Annotated in this window: 13 protein-coding genes; 4 read left to right on the forward strand and 9 right to left on the reverse strand. The window is 67.2% G+C overall.

Annotation, left to right across the window (positions count from 1 at the left end; all coding sequences use genetic code 11):
* A complete protein-coding gene (locus tag L8F96_RS05915) occupies positions 1–1,707 on the forward strand; it encodes a PHA/PHB synthase family protein (RefSeq protein ID WP_334655506.1) in 1,707 nt (568 codons plus the stop codon).
* A gap of 135 nt (positions 1,708–1,842) precedes the next feature.
* Positions 1,843–2,280: a phasin family protein gene (locus L8F96_RS05920; protein WP_168770740.1), complete on the forward strand. Its 438-nt coding sequence runs from the start codon at positions 1,843–1,845 to the stop codon at positions 2,278–2,280.
* Positions 2,281–2,498: 218 nt separating this feature from the next.
* Here L8F96_RS05920 and pnp read toward each other — a convergent pair whose 3' ends face one another.
* The 5 genes from pnp to L8F96_RS05945 all read right to left on the reverse strand — a co-directional run bounded on the left by pnp (position 2,499) and on the right by L8F96_RS05945 (position 7,536).
* On the reverse strand, positions 2,499–4,850 hold the full coding sequence (gene pnp / locus L8F96_RS05925; protein ID WP_334655507.1) for a polyribonucleotide nucleotidyltransferase: 2,352 nt from the start codon (positions 4,848–4,850) through the stop codon (positions 2,499–2,501).
* A 157-nt stretch (positions 4,851–5,007) separates the two neighbouring features.
* Positions 5,008–5,277, reverse strand: a complete 270-nt coding sequence (rpsO, locus tag L8F96_RS05930; protein WP_046409695.1) for a 30S ribosomal protein S15 — start codon at positions 5,275–5,277, stop codon at positions 5,008–5,010.
* Between the two features lie 19 nt (positions 5,278–5,296).
* Entirely contained in the window at positions 5,297–6,190 is an 894-nt protein-coding gene (gene truB / locus L8F96_RS05935) for a tRNA pseudouridine(55) synthase TruB (RefSeq protein WP_334655508.1), read from the reverse strand.
* A gap of 11 nt (positions 6,191–6,201) precedes the next feature.
* Positions 6,202–6,888, reverse strand: coding sequence for a site-2 protease family protein (locus tag L8F96_RS05940; RefSeq protein WP_046409692.1), 687 nt, complete (start codon positions 6,886–6,888; stop codon positions 6,202–6,204).
* Positions 6,889–6,939: 51 nt separating this feature from the next.
* Positions 6,940–7,536, reverse strand: coding sequence for a thymidine kinase (locus tag L8F96_RS05945; RefSeq protein ID WP_334655639.1), 597 nt, complete (start codon positions 7,534–7,536; stop codon positions 6,940–6,942).
* Between the two features lie 125 nt (positions 7,537–7,661).
* Between L8F96_RS05945 and L8F96_RS05950 the strand changes: the two genes are divergently transcribed.
* On the forward strand, positions 7,662–8,126 hold the full coding sequence (locus L8F96_RS05950) for a DUF4126 domain-containing protein (RefSeq protein WP_145117960.1): 465 nt from the start codon (positions 7,662–7,664) through the stop codon (positions 8,124–8,126).
* Here the strand turns inward: L8F96_RS05950 and purT are convergent.
* Positions 8,123–9,295 carry a formate-dependent phosphoribosylglycinamide formyltransferase gene (gene purT / locus L8F96_RS05955; protein ID WP_334655509.1) on the reverse strand — a complete coding sequence of 391 codons (1,173 nt, stop codon included), beginning with the start codon at positions 9,293–9,295 and terminating at the stop codon, positions 8,123–8,125. The genes L8F96_RS05950 and purT overlap by 4 nt on opposite strands.
* 104 nt (positions 9,296–9,399) lie before the next feature.
* On the opposite strand from purT, the gene L8F96_RS05960 reads away from it, so the two are divergent.
* Positions 9,400–10,125: a haloacid dehalogenase type II gene (locus L8F96_RS05960; protein WP_334655510.1), complete on the forward strand. Its 726-nt coding sequence runs from the start codon at positions 9,400–9,402 to the stop codon at positions 10,123–10,125.
* A 15-nt stretch (positions 10,126–10,140) separates the two neighbouring features.
* Here L8F96_RS05960 and rbfA read toward each other — a convergent pair whose 3' ends face one another.
* The 3 genes from rbfA to L8F96_RS05975 are packed head-to-tail and all read right to left on the reverse strand — an operon-like array spanning position 10,141 to position 14,176.
* Positions 10,141–10,530 carry a 30S ribosome-binding factor RbfA gene (rbfA, locus tag L8F96_RS05965; RefSeq protein ID WP_136452155.1) on the reverse strand — a complete coding sequence of 130 codons (390 nt, stop codon included), beginning with the start codon at positions 10,528–10,530 and terminating at the stop codon, positions 10,141–10,143.
* A gap of 44 nt (positions 10,531–10,574) precedes the next feature.
* Positions 10,575–13,433, reverse strand: coding sequence for a translation initiation factor IF-2 (infB, locus tag L8F96_RS05970; protein WP_125945864.1), 2,859 nt, complete (start codon positions 13,431–13,433; stop codon positions 10,575–10,577).
* Positions 13,430–14,176: a DUF448 domain-containing protein gene (locus L8F96_RS05975; protein WP_334655511.1), complete on the reverse strand. Its 747-nt coding sequence runs from the start codon at positions 14,174–14,176 to the stop codon at positions 13,430–13,432. Before L8F96_RS05975 ends, infB begins: the two co-directional genes overlap by 4 nt.
* Between the last annotated feature and the right edge of the window lie 56 nt (positions 14,177–14,232).

Below are 14,232 nucleotides of genomic sequence, written 5' to 3' on the forward strand. Positions count from 1 at the left end.
ATGACCGACAGTCCCCTGCCGCCAAGCCTGGCCGATCTGCAGCAATGGACGGCGATGATCGGTCGCGCCCAGCAGATGATGCTCGAACAGAGCGTGGCGGCGCTGGATGCCGGCAAGGAAAAGGGCACAGGGGCGACCCCTGGCACTGACGCCGCCCCGCGCGATCCGTGGGCCGAAGGACTGTCCGCCTGGCAGCAATTCATCGCCGCCACCCTGCCGCCCGAGCAGCAGCAGCCCTCGCAGGACAAGCGCTTCGCCGCCCCGGCGTGGCAGCAAAACCCCTTCTTCGCCGCGCTGCGCCAGGCCTATGATTTCATCGGCGAACAGCTCATGCGCAGCGTGGAAACGATGCCGGGCGTCGACGATCGCCAGCGCGCGCAATTCCGCTTCGCGATGCGCAATTTCGTCGACGCGCTCAGCCCGACCAATTTTGCCTTCACCAATCCGCAGGTGATCGAACGGACGCTCCAGACGCGCGGCGACAATCTGCGCAAGGGGCTGCAGCACATGCTCGACGACATGGCGCGCGGGCAGATGACCCACACGCCGCTCGGCGCGTTCGAGCTCGGCCACAACCTCGCCACCACCCCCGGCAAGGTCGTGCTGCGCACCCCGCTCTTTGAACTGATCCACTATGCGCCGACGACGCCGCAGGTGCTGCAAACCCCGCTGGTCATCTTCCCGCCGTGGATCAACCGCTTCTACATCCTCGATCTGACCGCGGAGAAAAGCTTCATCCGCTGGTGCCTCGATCAGGGGATCAGCGTGTTCATGGTGTCGTGGAAGTCGGCCGACGCCAGCATGAAGGACATTGGCTGGCGCGACTACATCGCGGCGCAGGTCGAGGCGATCGACACCGTGCGCGACCTGCTCGACGTGCCCGCTGTCCACGCCATCGGCTATTGCGTGGCGGGCACCACGCTGGCCGCGACGCTCGCGCTGCTCGCCGCGCGCGGCGAGGCGGACAAGGTCGCCAGCGCCACCTTCTTCACCGCCCAGGTCGATTTCGCTCGCGCAGGCGATCTTTCCGCGCTGATCACCGACGAACTACTCGACCGGATCGACACGCTTTCGCCCGAAGGGTTCCTCGACGGTCGCTACATGGCGGCGACCTTCAACATGCTCCGCAGCCGCGACCTTGTCTGGAATTACGTCACCAACAATTACCTGTTGGGGGAAGAATACACGCCGTTCGACCTTCTTCACTGGAACGGCGACGTCACCAACCTGCCGGCCGGCTGGCACCGCAGCTATCTGGCGGATCTCTACCGCGACAATCTGCTGGTGAAGCCCGGCGCCATCACCATCGACGGCGTTCCGCTCGATCTCGCCAAGGTGGAAACGCCCACCTTCGTCCAGGCTGGGCGGGAGGATCATATCGCGCCGGCAGAAAGCGTCTGGGAAATCACCCGCTACTTCCGCGGCCCGTTGCGCTTCGTGCTCGCCGGGTCGGGGCACATAGCAGGCGTCGTCAACCCGCCCGCGGCGCGCAAATATCGTCACTGGACGAATGATGCGCCGGCCGGATCCTTCGCCGAATTCGTGGCGGGCGCAACCGAGCATGAGGGCAGCTGGTGGCCGGACTGGCTGGCCTGGCTGCGCGGTCACGACGACACGATGGTCGAAGCGGCGGGTGCGCGCATCCCCGGCGCAGGCAAGCTGCCGGCGCTTGACGATGCGCCCGGTCGTTATGTTCGCGCGCGATAAGGTAACAGCAGAGACCTTTTGCTGCGGCGCACAAAGTCCTTGCAACAGCCTACTGCGGCCCTTATTTTGCAGTGCAGCATAAGATGAGCATGCACCATGTCTGTGGATATGCCGTGCACCGCCAAGGAGCCGACGATGATCGACGCGATCTCTGCGATGACCGAAAAGACCCGCGCCCTGTTTGCCGAGGCCAACGACCATGCCCGCACGCAGTTTGAAAAGGGCTCCAAGGCGTTCGAGGACATGCACGTCTTTCAGCGCGACAATGTCGATGCCGTCGTGGAATCCTCGAAGATCGCTGCGAAGGGCCTGGAGCAGATGGGCCAGGACGCCGCGGCCTATGTGAAGTCGTCCTACGAACAGGCGACCGGCGCGGTCCGCTCGCTCGGTTCGGTGACCTCGCCGGCCGACTTCTTCAAGCTGCAGAACGAATTCGCGCGCACCTCGTTCGACGCGTTCATGGCGCATGCCTCGCGCTCGACCGAATCGGCGCTGAAGCTGGCGGGCGAGGTCGCCCAGCCGGTGTCGAACCGCATGGCGCTGGCGGTCGAAAAGGTGAAGGCCGCCGCCTGATCCATCCTGTTGGCGCCTGACGCGCCAGCCGCATCGATACGCGCCAGCAGCGCTGATCTACCGTCACCCCGGGGCCATGCTCCGGGGTGATGTCGTTTGGGGCACCGGGGACGATAGCGGCGGCTCCCTTACCGGCCATCCGCCCGCACGGACAAAGAGAAAGGGCCCCGGCATCACTGCCGGGGCCCTTCCTGTATCACCCGAAGCCGACGGATCGCTTAGTCGCGATCGCGGTCGTTCGTCAGGAACGCCGGGGCGAACTCGGGCGCGGGGCCGTCATCGTTGCCACCGCCGTTGCCGCCTTCCGGACGATCACGACGCGGGCCACGGTCGCGGCGCGGGCCGCGATCGCCACGGTCGCCGCCGCGGTCGCCACCACGGCCACCGCGATCACCGCCGCCGTCGCGACGCGGACCACGGTCACCACGCGGCTCGCGCGGTTCGCGGGCCGGACGGGTGTCCTCCAGCTCGGCGCCGGTCTCCTGGTCCACGACACGCATCGACAGGCGAACCTTGCCGCGCGGATCGATCTCGAGGACCTTGACCTTCACTTCCTGGCCTTCGGACACGACGTCGCCCGGCTTCTCGACCCGCTCGTTCTTCATTTCGGAGACGTGGACGAGGCCGTCCTTGCCACCCATGAAGTTCACGAACGCACCGAAGTCGACGATGTTGACGACCTTGCCGGTGTAGATCTTGCCGACTTCCGCCTCTTCGACGATGCCCTTGATCCAGTTGATCGCGGCTTCGATCTGCGAGTGATCGGACGAGCTGATCTTCACCACGCCCTCGTCGTCGATGTCGACCTTGGCGCCGGTGGTGGCGACGATCTCGCGGATCACCTTGCCGCCGGTGCCGATGATGTCGCGGATCTTCGACTTGTCGACCGTGATCGTCTCGATGCGCGGTGCGTGCGCGCTGAGCTCGGTGCGGGTTTCACCCAGCGCCTTGTTCATCTCGCCCAGGATGTGCGCACGGCCTTCCTTGGCCTGGTGCAGCGCCGCCTCGAAGATCTCCTTGGTGATGCCGGCGATCTTGATGTCCATCTGCATCGTGGTGATGCCTTCGGACGTGCCGGCCACCTTGAAGTCCATGTCGCCGAGGTGATCCTCGTCACCCAGGATGTCGGACAGGATCGCGAAATCCTTGCCTTCCAGGATCAGACCCATCGCGATGCCCGAGACGGGGCGCTTGATCGGCACGCCGGCGTCCATGAGCGCCAGCGAACCGCCGCACACCGACGCCATCGACGACGAACCGTTGGACTCGGTGATGTCGCTGGTCAGACGGATCGTGTAGGGGAACTCTTCCTTGGTCGGCAGCACCGGGTGCAGCGCACGCCACGCCAGCTTGCCATGGCCGACTTCGCGGCGGCCCGGCGCGCCGAAGCGGCCCACTTCACCGACCGAGTACGGCGGGAAGTTATAGTGCAGCATGAAGTGCTGGTACGACAGGCCGTTCAGGCCGTCGATCATCTGCTCCGCATCGCGGGTACCCAGCGTCGCGGTTGCGATCGTCTGCGTCTCGCCACGCGTGAACAGCGCCGAGCCATGCGCGCGCGGCAGGAAGTGCGTTTCCGCCTCGATCGGGCGGATCTGCGTGGTGCTGCGGCCGTCGATGCGCTTGCCGTCCTTCAGGATTGCCTGACGGACGATGTTCGCCTCCAGCTTCTTCACCAGCTTCAGCGTGCCGAGATACTGGGCGGGATCGCTTTCCTTCAGGTCAGCGAATGCCTCACGCGCCTTGGCGCGCGCCTCGTTCAGCGCATTCTGGCGCTGCTGCTTGTCGGTCAGCTTGTAGGCGGCGGCGATATCCTTGCCGATCGCCTTCTCGAGCTTCTTGAGCGTCGCCGACTTGTCGTCGACCGGCGCCAGCTCCCACGGATCCTTGGCGGCCTGCTCGGCGAGCTTGACGATCGCCTTGACGACCTCGCGGCAGGCGTCGTGCGCGAACAGCACGGCGCCCAGCATGATCTCTTCCGACAGCTCCTTGGCTTCGGATTCGACCATCATCACCGCGTCGTAGGTGGCGGCGACGACCAGGTCGAGCTGACCCTCTTCGACCTGCTTGTCGGTCGGGTTCAGGATATACTCGCCATCGACATAACCGACGCGCGCGGCGCCGATCGGGCCCATGAACGGCACGCCCGAGATGGTGAGCGCGGCCGACGCCGCAACCATCGCCAGGATGTCCGGCTCGTTCTCGCCGTCATAGCTCAGCACCTGAGCGATGGCGTTGATCTCGTTGTAGAAGCCTTCCGGGAACAGCGGGCGGATCGGGCGATCGATGAGACGAGAGACCAGCGTCTCCTTCTCGGTCGCGCCGCGCTCACGCTTGAAGAAGCCGCCCGGGATACGACCGGCGGCGGAGAACTTTTCCTGATAGTGGACGGTGAGCGGGAAGAAATCCTGCCCTTCCTTGACCGTCTTGGCCGCGGTGACGGCGCACAGCACCACCGTCTCGCCGAGCATCGCGATCACCGCGCCGTCGGCCTGGCGGGCAACCTTGCCCGTCTCGAGCGTCAGGGTCTTGCCGCCCCACTCGATGCTTACCGTTTTCTTGTCGAACATTTCGTTTCCTTCACTCCGGCCGCCCTATGCAGCCGGGGCCTGCTTGAGCCAGTCTTGGCTCGTGCCAGTCGGGCCTTATTGCCCGCTGGCGTTGGACGCTCGCGTCACACGCGAAGCGCATATGCGAGAAGGGCGCCGCAAGGGCGCCCTTCCGTTATTACTTGCGAAGACCGAGCTTCGCGATGAGGGCGAGGTAGCGATCCCCGTCCTTCTTGCGGAGATAGTCGAGAAGCGAACGACGCTTGTTGACCATCATCAGCAGGCCGCGACGCGAATGGTTGTCCTTGGCGTGGCCCTTGAAGTGCTCGGTCAGGTTCCGGATCCGCTCGGTCAGGATCGCGACCTGAACTTCCGGCGAACCGGTGTCGCCTTCGGCGCGGGCGTGATCCTTGATGAGTTCCTGGCGGCGTTCCGCAGTGATCGACATGTGTTTTCCTTCGACATCTTTACAGGTTGAAGCCGCGGACGACACGACCCTCGCGGGCCTGGACCTCGATCAGCGCTACCGGCACATCGTGCAGGCAGGCAAAATACTGGCCATCGTCGGCAACGATCCCGGCCAGAACACGCCCCTGGCGGAGCGCCCCTGCCTGGTCGGGCGTGAGGGGTAGAGCCGGGATGTCGTCCAGCCCCGCCCTCAACGGCAGGAGAATATGTTCAAGGGTGCGCCCCTTAGCGGCTTCGCTCAAATTGTCCAGCGATATCGCCTGCGAAAGGCCGAACGGCCCCGCCTTCGTCCTTCTGAGATAGGTGACATGCCCCACCGATCCAAGGGCCAGCGCAATGTCCCGCGCGAGGCTGCGGATATAGGTGCCCTTGGAGACATGCGCGCTCAGCGTCGCCTCCTCCAGCGCGCCTGCGTCGGCCGCCTCGGTGACGCTCAGCGCGAATACCGTCACCGCCCGGGTCTTGAGCACTACCTCCTCGCCCGCCCGCGCCAGGTCATAGGCACGCTGCCCGTCGACCTTCAGCGCGGAGAAGGCCGGCGGCATCTGCTCGATCGGCCCGGTGAAGTCCGCCAGCACGGCGGCCAGCGCCTCGCGCGTCGGGCGCACATCGCTGGTCGCGATCACCTTCCCCTCTGCATCCAGCGTATCGGTCTGCTCCCCGAAGCGGATGGTGAAGTCGTACACCTTGTCGCTGTCGAGCATCCGCCCGGCAAGCTTCGTCGCCTCGCCCAGCGCGATCGGCAGCACGCCCGACGCCAGCGGGTCCAGCGTGCCGCCGTGCCCCACTTTCGCCTTGCCATATCCGCCCTCGCGCAGCGCCCGCTTCACCGCGCTCACGCCCTGAGTCGATCCAAGCCCCAGCGGCTTGTCGAGGATCAGCCATCCATGCATGTCAGGGGTCCTCAGGCGAACAGCTGCGCAAAGGCGAGATACTGGCGCACGAGCCAGTCGGCGGGCGGGCCGACGATCTTGCCCACGATGCTCGCGCTCGGCCAGATCATCGGCACCACCACCAGGAGGACGATGATCAGCGGAAAGCCGAAACGCGCCAGCTTCGCCCATTCCACCGCCAGCCGACGCGGCAGCACGCCTTCCACCACGTGCCCGCCGTCAAACGGCGGCAGCGGCAGCAGGTTGAACACCGCGAGGAAGATGTTGATCAGCAGGAAGTTGACGAGATTGGCGAAGATGAACTGGCTGACGCCCTCCGGCGGCCCGCTCATTTGCCCATAAAGCACGCCGATCGCGATCGCCGCGACCGCCGCCAGCAGGAAGTTCATCCCCGGCCCGGCGAGCGCCACCGCCACCATGCCCCAGCGCGGATTGCGCAGCCGCCGCGCATCCACCGGCACCGGCTTGGCCCATCCAAACACCGGCGCCTTGGCGAGCGCAAGGCCCAGCGGCAGGATCACGGTTCCGATCGGATCGACATGGCGGATCGGGTTGAACGACAGCCGGTTGAGCTGCGCCGCGGTCGGATCGCCGAGCGCACGCGCCATCAGGCCATGCGCCACCTCGTGAAAGACGATCGCGATGATCAGCGGAATGATCCACACCGCCGCGGCGTAGATGGGATTGTCGGGTGTCATGATGCCGGCCAGATAGGGGGGCGGGCGAGCGAGCGCCAGCGGTCCCGGACCTCAGGCATCCCCCGTCGCACCACGCTCCAGCGCGGCGGTGAAATGCCGCCGGCACAGCGCGACATAACGGTCGTTGCCGCCGATCTCGGTCTGCGCGCCCGCCGCCACCGGCCGCCCCTCGGCGTCGACGCGCAGGTTCATCGTCGCCTTTCGCCCGCATTCACAGACCGACTTTATCTCGATCAGCGCATCGGCCAGCGCCAGCAGCCGCGCCGATCCCTCGAACAATGCCCCCCGGAAATCGGTGCGCAGGCCATAGGCCAGCACCGGAATGCCATCGACATCCGCCAGCCGCGCCAATTGGTCGACCTGCGCCGCGGTCAGGAACTGCGCCTCGTCCACCAGCACGCACGCCACCGTTTCCTCGGCATGGCGATCGAGCACGCAGGCGGCGATGTTGGTGCTCGCGTCGAACATCGTCGCCGGCGCCGACAGGCCGATGCGCGAGGTAATCGTGCCCGCCGCAAAGCGATCGTCGATCGCCGCGGTGAACAGCATCGTCGCCATGCCGCGCTCGCGATAGTTGAAATCGGCCTGCAGCAGGTTGGTCGATTTCCCCGCATTCATGCTGGCGTAATAGAAATAGAGCTTGGCCATCGCGTTGCTGTTCCCCATCGGCGCGCGCCGCGCCACTATTTTCCTGCCGCCCCGTTTTACGGCCCCCGCGGGATACGAAGCCGCCCCCAACGATTGTTCGCGCGAACCACACGAGGAATTCGCCGATGCTTCGTTCCTACCTCATCGGGCTGGCCGCGGGTCAGCGCGGCATCGTGCCGCTCGCCGCGCTTGCCGCCGCTGGCCGTCGCGGCGCGCTGCCCGATGACATGCCGCTCGCCAAATTGTTCAAGAACCCGTTGATCGCCTGGGGCGCCGTCGCCTTCAGCGCCGCGGAAATGGCGGGCGACAAGCAGAAGACCGCACCCGACCGGATCGTGCCGATCGGCCTTGCCGTGCGCAGCGTCACCTCCGCCTATGCCGGCGCGGCGCTGGCGCCCAAGGGGCAGCGGGTGACCGGCGCCGCGGTCGCGCTCGGCACCGCGCTCGCCAGTTCCTACGTCGGCTGGCGCATCCGCATGGCCGCGCTTCGCCGCTACGGCCAGACCGCCACTGGCTTCGTCGAGGATGCGCTGGTGCTCGCCACCGGCGTCGCCGCCGCCGACCCGCGCCTCGTCAAGCGCGCCGCCTAAGCCGGATCGTAGCTAAGCTGAACCTTCGACGCCGCCTCGGCCGCAATGCGCCGGGCGTCGTCGGTGGTCGCGGCGCGCGCCAGCGCCACGCCCATGCGGCGATAGGGCCGTGTCGTCGGCTTGGCGAAAATCCGCACGTCCACGTCGCCCCCCGGTGTAGCCAGCGCCTCGGCGATGCCGTCATAGCGCACCGTGTCCGACGCGCGATCCGCCAGGATCACTGCGGAGGCGGACGGGCCGTAGCTGGTCAGCGTCGGGATCGGCAGGCCAAGGATCGCGCGGGCGTGCAGGTCGAACTCGCTCAGCGATTGCGAGATCAGCGTCACCATGCCCGTGTCATGCGGGCGCGGTGACAATTCGGAAAAGATCACCTCGTCATCCTTGACGAAGAACTCCACGCCGAACAGGCCATAACCGCCCAGATCGTCCACCACCTTGCGCGCCATGTCCTGCGCGTCAGCAATCGCCTTGTCCGACATGGCGGCCGGCTGCCAGCTTTCCTGATAATCGCCGCGTTCCTGCCGGTGCCCGATCGGCGGGCAAAACACGACGCCGTCGCGCGTGCGCACCGTCAGCAGCGTGATCTCATAGTCGAAATTGACGAACTCCTCGACGATCACCCGCGCCCGGTCACCGCGCATATTGGCCACGGCATAATCCCACGCCGCCTCCAGCGAGCCCTCCTCGCGCACCGTGCTCTGGCCCTTGCCCGATGAGGACATGACCGGCTTGATCACGCACGGCAGCCCGGTGTGCGCCGCCCCCGCGCGCACCTCGTCCAGCGTCTCGGCATAGCGATAACGCGACGTGCGCAGCCCCAGATCGACCGCCGCGACCTCGCGGATGCCGTCGCGGTTCATCGTCATCATCGTCGCGCGCGCCGACGGAACGATCGTCGTCCCCGCCGCCTCCAGCTCGGCCAGCACTTCGGTACGGATCGCCTCCACTTCGGGAACGACGAAATCGGGCCGGTGCTTCTCCACGGCCGCCCGCAGCAGGTCCGCGTCGAGCATCGAGAATATCTCGCGCGCATCCGCCACCTGCATCGCCGGCGCGCCGTCATAGCTGTCGCAGGCGATGACATAGCAGCCCAGCCGCTTGGCCGAGATCACGAACTCGCGCCCAAGCTCGCCCGAACCGAGCAGAAGGATTGTTGCCGTGAACGCCATGCCGCACCGCCTTGCTGTTGCCGGTCGCGTGAGTGGCCCGATCAACGCGGCTTGTCCACGGGGGGCATCACTCGTAGCACCCGGCGAAACAGACGGGAGGATACATGGCCGGGTCCGATTTGCCGAAGGTGCTTGCGTTCGACGTGTTCGGAACGGTAGTCGACTGGCGCACCAGCATCACCGCCGAATCCGCCGATTTCCTCGCGCGCATCGGCCGCGCCGACCTCGATCCCGCCACCTTCACCGACAATTGGCGCCGCCGCTATCTCACCGGCATGGCGGCCTATGCCAAGTCGGGCCGCGACTTCACCATCCTCGATGTGCTCCACCGCGAGATGCTGGACGAAACGCTGAACGATGCGGGCGTCGATCCCGCCACGCTCGACGAGGCATTGCTGCAGGACTGGACCTTCGCCTGGCGCCGCCTCACGCCGTGGCCCGACTCGGTTGAGGGGCTGACGCGCCTCAAGGGCCGCTTCCCGATCGTCACCTTGTCGAACGGCAATATCGCGCTGATGCTCGACATGGCGCGGCGCGGCGGCCTGCCCTGGGATGCGATCATGGGTGCCGAAGTCACTCGCGCCTACAAACCCGATCCGCGCGCCTATCTCGGCACTGCCGAGATCCTCGGCCTGTCGCCGCAGGAGGTGTGCCTCGTCGCTGCCCACCACAGCGACCTCGCGGCCGCGCGCGCCTGCGGGCTCAAGACCGCCTTCGTGTCACGCCCGATGGAATATGGCGGCCGCCCCGCCCCCGATGCGAAGCTGGCGCAGGATTGGGAATGGTCCGCCGACAGCCTCATCGACCTGGCGGAGAAGCTCGGCTGCTGAGCGGCAGCCGGCGGTTTATTCCCCGCCGGCGTCCAGATCGCGCGCCACGGTGGGCGATCGTAGCAGCTGGTCGATATGGCTGCCCTCGTCGAAGCTCTCGTCGCTCAGGAACTTCAGGCGCGCGGCATATTTCATCTTCACCCGCCGCGCGACCTCGCGCTGCAGATAGGCGGTGTTGGTACGCAGCGCCTTCAGCACCGCTTCCTCGTCCTTGCCCAGCAGCGGCTTCACGAACACCGTCGCATGGCGCAGGTCGGGGGACATGCGCACTTCGGTGATGCTCACCAGGTGAGTCGTCAGCACGTCGTCATGCACGTCGCCGCGTTGCAGGATCTCCGACAGGATATGACGCACCTGTTCGCCAACGCGCAGGGTACGGACGGATTTTTCTGGTTGATCGGTCATCGTGAGACTCCCCTCTCCCCGCATGGGGGAGAGGGTTCATGTCCTTACAGCGTGCGTTCGCGCAGCTCGACCTCGAACGTTTCGAGGAAGTCGCCCGGGCGGATGTCGGTGAAGTTCTGCGTGAACGTCACACCGCATTCCAGACCCGCGCGAACCTCGGGAACGTCGTCCTTGAAGCGCCGCAGCGAAGCGATTTCGCCATTGTAGATAATGACGTCGTTGCGCGTGATGCGGGCCTTGAGCGCCTTGCGGATGACACCCTCGACCACCAGCAGACCGGCCGCCTTGCCGTGCTTGCCGGCCGAGAAGACCTCGCGGATTTCCGCGCGGCCAACGACCGTCTCGAACGCCTCGGGGCCAAGCTCGCCCGCCATGCCGGCGCGGATCTCGTCGATCAGGTCATAGATGACGTCATAATATTTCAACGCCACCTTGTGCCGCTCGGCGATTTCGCGCGCCTTGGCATTGGCACGGACGTGGAAGCCGATGATCGGCGCGCCCGAGGCCGCAGCCGCGTTCACGTCGCTCTCGGTGATGCCGCCGACGCCCGAATGCAGGATGCGCGCGCGGATGTCGTCGGTCGAGATCTTGTTGATCGCGGCGACGATCGCCTCGACGGTCCCTTGCGTATCCGCCTTCACCACCAGCGGATATTCGATCGCCTTGTTCGCTGCCAGCGCAGAGAACATGCTCTCGAGGCTCGCCGGCGCAGCCGTCGTGCGCTTCTGCGTCAGCACGCCCTGGCGATATTCCGCAACTTCGCGTGCCCGCGCTTCGCTCTCGACCACCTGCAGCTGGTCACCAGCCGACGGCGTGCCCGAAATGCCGAGCACCTCGACCGGCGTCGACGGGCCCGCTTCCTTCAGCTGGCGACCCTTGTCGTCGACCATCGCACGCACCTTGCCGCTTTCCGCGCCGACGACGAACACGTCGCCGACCTTCAGCGTGCCGCGGGTGACGAGCACGGTGGCAACCGGGCCACGGCCCTTGTCCAGCTTCGCCTCGATCACGCTGCCTTCGGCATCGCGGTCGGGGTTGGCCTTCAGGTCCATCAGCTCGGCCTGCAGCTGGATCTTCTCGATCAGCTCGTCGAGGCCGGTCTTCTTCAGCGCGGAGACCTCGACGTCCTGCGTCTCGCCGCCCATCGCCTCGACCTGGATGTCATGCTCCAGCAGGCGCTCGCGCACGCGCTGGGCATTGGCATCGTGCTTGTCGATCTTGTTGATCGCCACGATCATCGGCTTGCCGGCCGCCTTGGTGTGATTGATCGCCTCGATCGTCTGCGGCATCAGCCCGTCGTCTGCGGCAACCACCAGCACCACGATATCGGTGACGTCGGCACCACGCGCACGCATGGCGCTGAACGCCTCGTGGCCCGGCGTGTCGAGGAAGGTGATCTTCGACTTGTCCTTCAGCGTCACCTGATAGGCGCCGATATGCTGCGTGATGCCACCGGCCTCGCCGCGCACCACGTCGGTGCCGCGCAGCGCGTCGAGCAGGCTGGTCTTGCCATGGTCAACGTGGCCCATGATCGTCACGACCGGCGGACGCGGCTTCAGATCGGCCTCGGCGTCCGGCGCGGTATCCAGCACCAGATCGATGTCGCTGTCGCTGACGCGCACGACATTGTGGCCGAATTCGGTGACCAGCAGCTCGGCCGTATCCTGGTCGATCGTCTGTGTCATGGTGACGGGCGAACCCATCTTGAACAGCGCCTTCACCAGGTCAGCGCCGCGTTCCGCCATGCGGTTCGCCAGCTCCTGGACGGTGATCGCCTCCGGCACCTGAACGTCGCGGACCTGCTTGGCCTGCGGTTCGCGCGGGCCGGTCCAGCCACGCTTTTCCTTTTCGCGCGCACGCTTCAGCGCGGCGAGCGAGCGGGCGCGTGCGCCATCCTCGTTCAGCGCGCGGGTGACCGTCAGCTTGCCGCCACGACGCTCGTCGCCCTTGCGGTCGCGCTGCTGCGGACGCGCCGGCGCCGCATTGTTGCGCGGCGTCGCCTGCCCCGACGGCAGGTTGCGCTGCTGCGGCGAGGACGATCCGGCCGACGATCCGCTGGCTGTCGAGGCTGCTGCCGCGACCGGCGCTGGCTTCGGCTCGGGCTTTGGCTGCGGCTTCGGAATCTCAGGACGTGCCACCGGCGAGAAGCGGCGCGGCGCCGGCATCGACGGGTCGCGGCCCAGCACCGGGGGTGCAGGCGGCGGCGCAGGGGTCGGCTTGGGCGCGGGCGGCGGCGGCGGGGCCGCTACCGGCGCGGCCGGTGCCGGCGTCGGCGCAGCCGGCGCCTCGACGACTGGTGCCTTGGGCTCGGGCGCGGGAGGCGGCGGCGGCGGGGCCACCGGACGGAACATGATCGGCGCACCCGTGCGCACCATCAGCGGCTCTTCGGCCGGGGGCGCGGGCGGTGCAGCCGCCGGGGTTTCAGCCACCTGCTCGGGTGCCGCCGGAGCAGGCCCGGGCGCAGGCGCAGCCTCGGCCGCAGCAGCGGCACGCTCCTCGGCGCGGCGCTTTTCTTCCTCCGCCGCGCGGGCACGCTCGGCCTCCTCGCGGTGCCGCTGTTCCTCCAGCGCACGCATGCGCTGCTCCTCGGCCTCGCGCAGCAGGCGGGCCTGCCGCTCCTGCGGGGTCTCGTTGGACGGGGCGCGCGGCGGTGCGGGCGGCTCAGCGCGCGGTGCGGGCGCGGCGGGCGCCTCGGCTTCCGCCGGTGCCGGCGCGGCAACCTGCTCCGTCGGCGCGGGGTCACCCGGCTTGCGGAAGGTGCGGGCCTTCTTGGTTTCCACGATCACCGTATTGGAGCGGCCGTGGCTGAAGCTTTGCTTCACCTTGCCGGTCTCGACGGTGCGTCGGACGCCCAGAGGCGCGCGCATGCCAAGTTTCGGCTTATCGTTGTCGGTCTCGCTCACTCAAATTCCTCGTGTGTCGTCACGGCCGGTACATGCCCGGAAAGCTCGGGCGCCGATGCGCCTTGCGCGGCCGTTGCGCAAGGTGCGGAGGTCAGACCACCCACCAAAGTATCACTTTGATGAGCTTCTGGGCTATCAGGGCCGATAAAGCGGCGCCAGCGATCGAGCGCGTCGCTCAACCTGCCGGCCGCCATGCGGTCGGTGACGCCGATATGTACCACGTTTTCGCGGCCCAGCGCCATCGACAATATGGGGCGTGGTATCGGCAGAACCAAGCCCCCCAGTCCGCTGCCCTCGCGGTTCGATCCGACTCGCCACGCCTGGGCCAGCTTGCGCCGCCCGTCCTCGCTCGCGTCCGCGGCATGGTACAATGCGTGTAGCCGGCCGGCGCGCGCCGCCTCGGCAATGCGGTCCGATCCGGTCAGCACGGTGCCCGCGCGCGATTCCAGCCCCAGCCGGTCGAGCGCCTGGCGCTCCAGCGCGGCGGCGATCATCGCGGGCAGATCATCGGGAATGATCATCTCGCCGGCCTTGAACGCCCGCGCCAGCGCCCCGCGCAGCTTGCCCTTCGCCTGGGCGGCGGAAAGCTCTGCCGCGGTCACGCCGATCCACGCCCCGCGCCCCGGCGCCTTGGCACGCACATCGGGCAGCACGCGTCCGTCAGGCGCCAGCACCAGCCGGACCAGGCCGTCGCGCGGCGCTTCCTCGCGCGACAGGATGCAGGTACGGACAGGATCGCTCATGCGCGCCTCCCGCCCGGCAACCTGGTGGCTGCCGGCCTGATGTTGGTTGGCGCTGC

The sequence above is a fragment of the Sphingomonas panaciterrae genome, from assembly GCF_036890205.1.
Lineage (GTDB): Bacteria > Pseudomonadota > Alphaproteobacteria > Sphingomonadales > Sphingomonadaceae > Sphingomonas > Sphingomonas panaciterrae.

Excerpts from the sequence above, each read along its gene's own strand:
- L8F96_RS05975 (WP_334655511.1), bottom strand. The coding sequence starts at position 14,176 with ATGAGCGATCCTGTCCGTACCTGCATCCTGTCGCGCGAGGAAGCGCCG.
- L8F96_RS05915 (WP_334655506.1), top strand. The coding sequence starts at position 1 with ATGACCGACAGTCCCCTGCCGCCAAGCCTGGCCGATCTGCAGCAATGG.
- rbfA (WP_136452155.1), bottom strand. The coding sequence starts at position 10,530 with ATGACCGATCAACCAGAAAAATCCGTCCGTACCCTGCGCGTTGGCGAA.
- rpsO (WP_046409695.1), bottom strand. The coding sequence starts at position 5,277 with ATGTCGATCACTGCGGAACGCCGCCAGGAACTCATCAAGGATCACGCC.
- L8F96_RS05920 (WP_168770740.1), top strand. The coding sequence starts at position 1,843 with ATGATCGACGCGATCTCTGCGATGACCGAAAAGACCCGCGCCCTGTTT.
- pnp (WP_334655507.1), bottom strand. The coding sequence starts at position 4,850 with ATGTTCGACAAGAAAACGGTAAGCATCGAGTGGGGCGGCAAGACCCTG.
- L8F96_RS05950 (WP_145117960.1), top strand. The coding sequence starts at position 7,662 with ATGCTTCGTTCCTACCTCATCGGGCTGGCCGCGGGTCAGCGCGGCATC.
- truB (WP_334655508.1), bottom strand. The coding sequence starts at position 6,190 with ATGCATGGATGGCTGATCCTCGACAAGCCGCTGGGGCTTGGATCGACT.
- L8F96_RS05945 (WP_334655639.1), bottom strand. The coding sequence starts at position 7,536 with ATGGCCAAGCTCTATTTCTATTACGCCAGCATGAATGCGGGGAAATCG.
- purT (WP_334655509.1), bottom strand. The coding sequence starts at position 9,295 with ATGGCGTTCACGGCAACAATCCTTCTGCTCGGTTCGGGCGAGCTTGGG.
- L8F96_RS05960 (WP_334655510.1), top strand. The coding sequence starts at position 9,400 with ATGGCCGGGTCCGATTTGCCGAAGGTGCTTGCGTTCGACGTGTTCGGA.
- L8F96_RS05940 (WP_046409692.1), bottom strand. The coding sequence starts at position 6,888 with ATGACACCCGACAATCCCATCTACGCCGCGGCGGTGTGGATCATTCCG.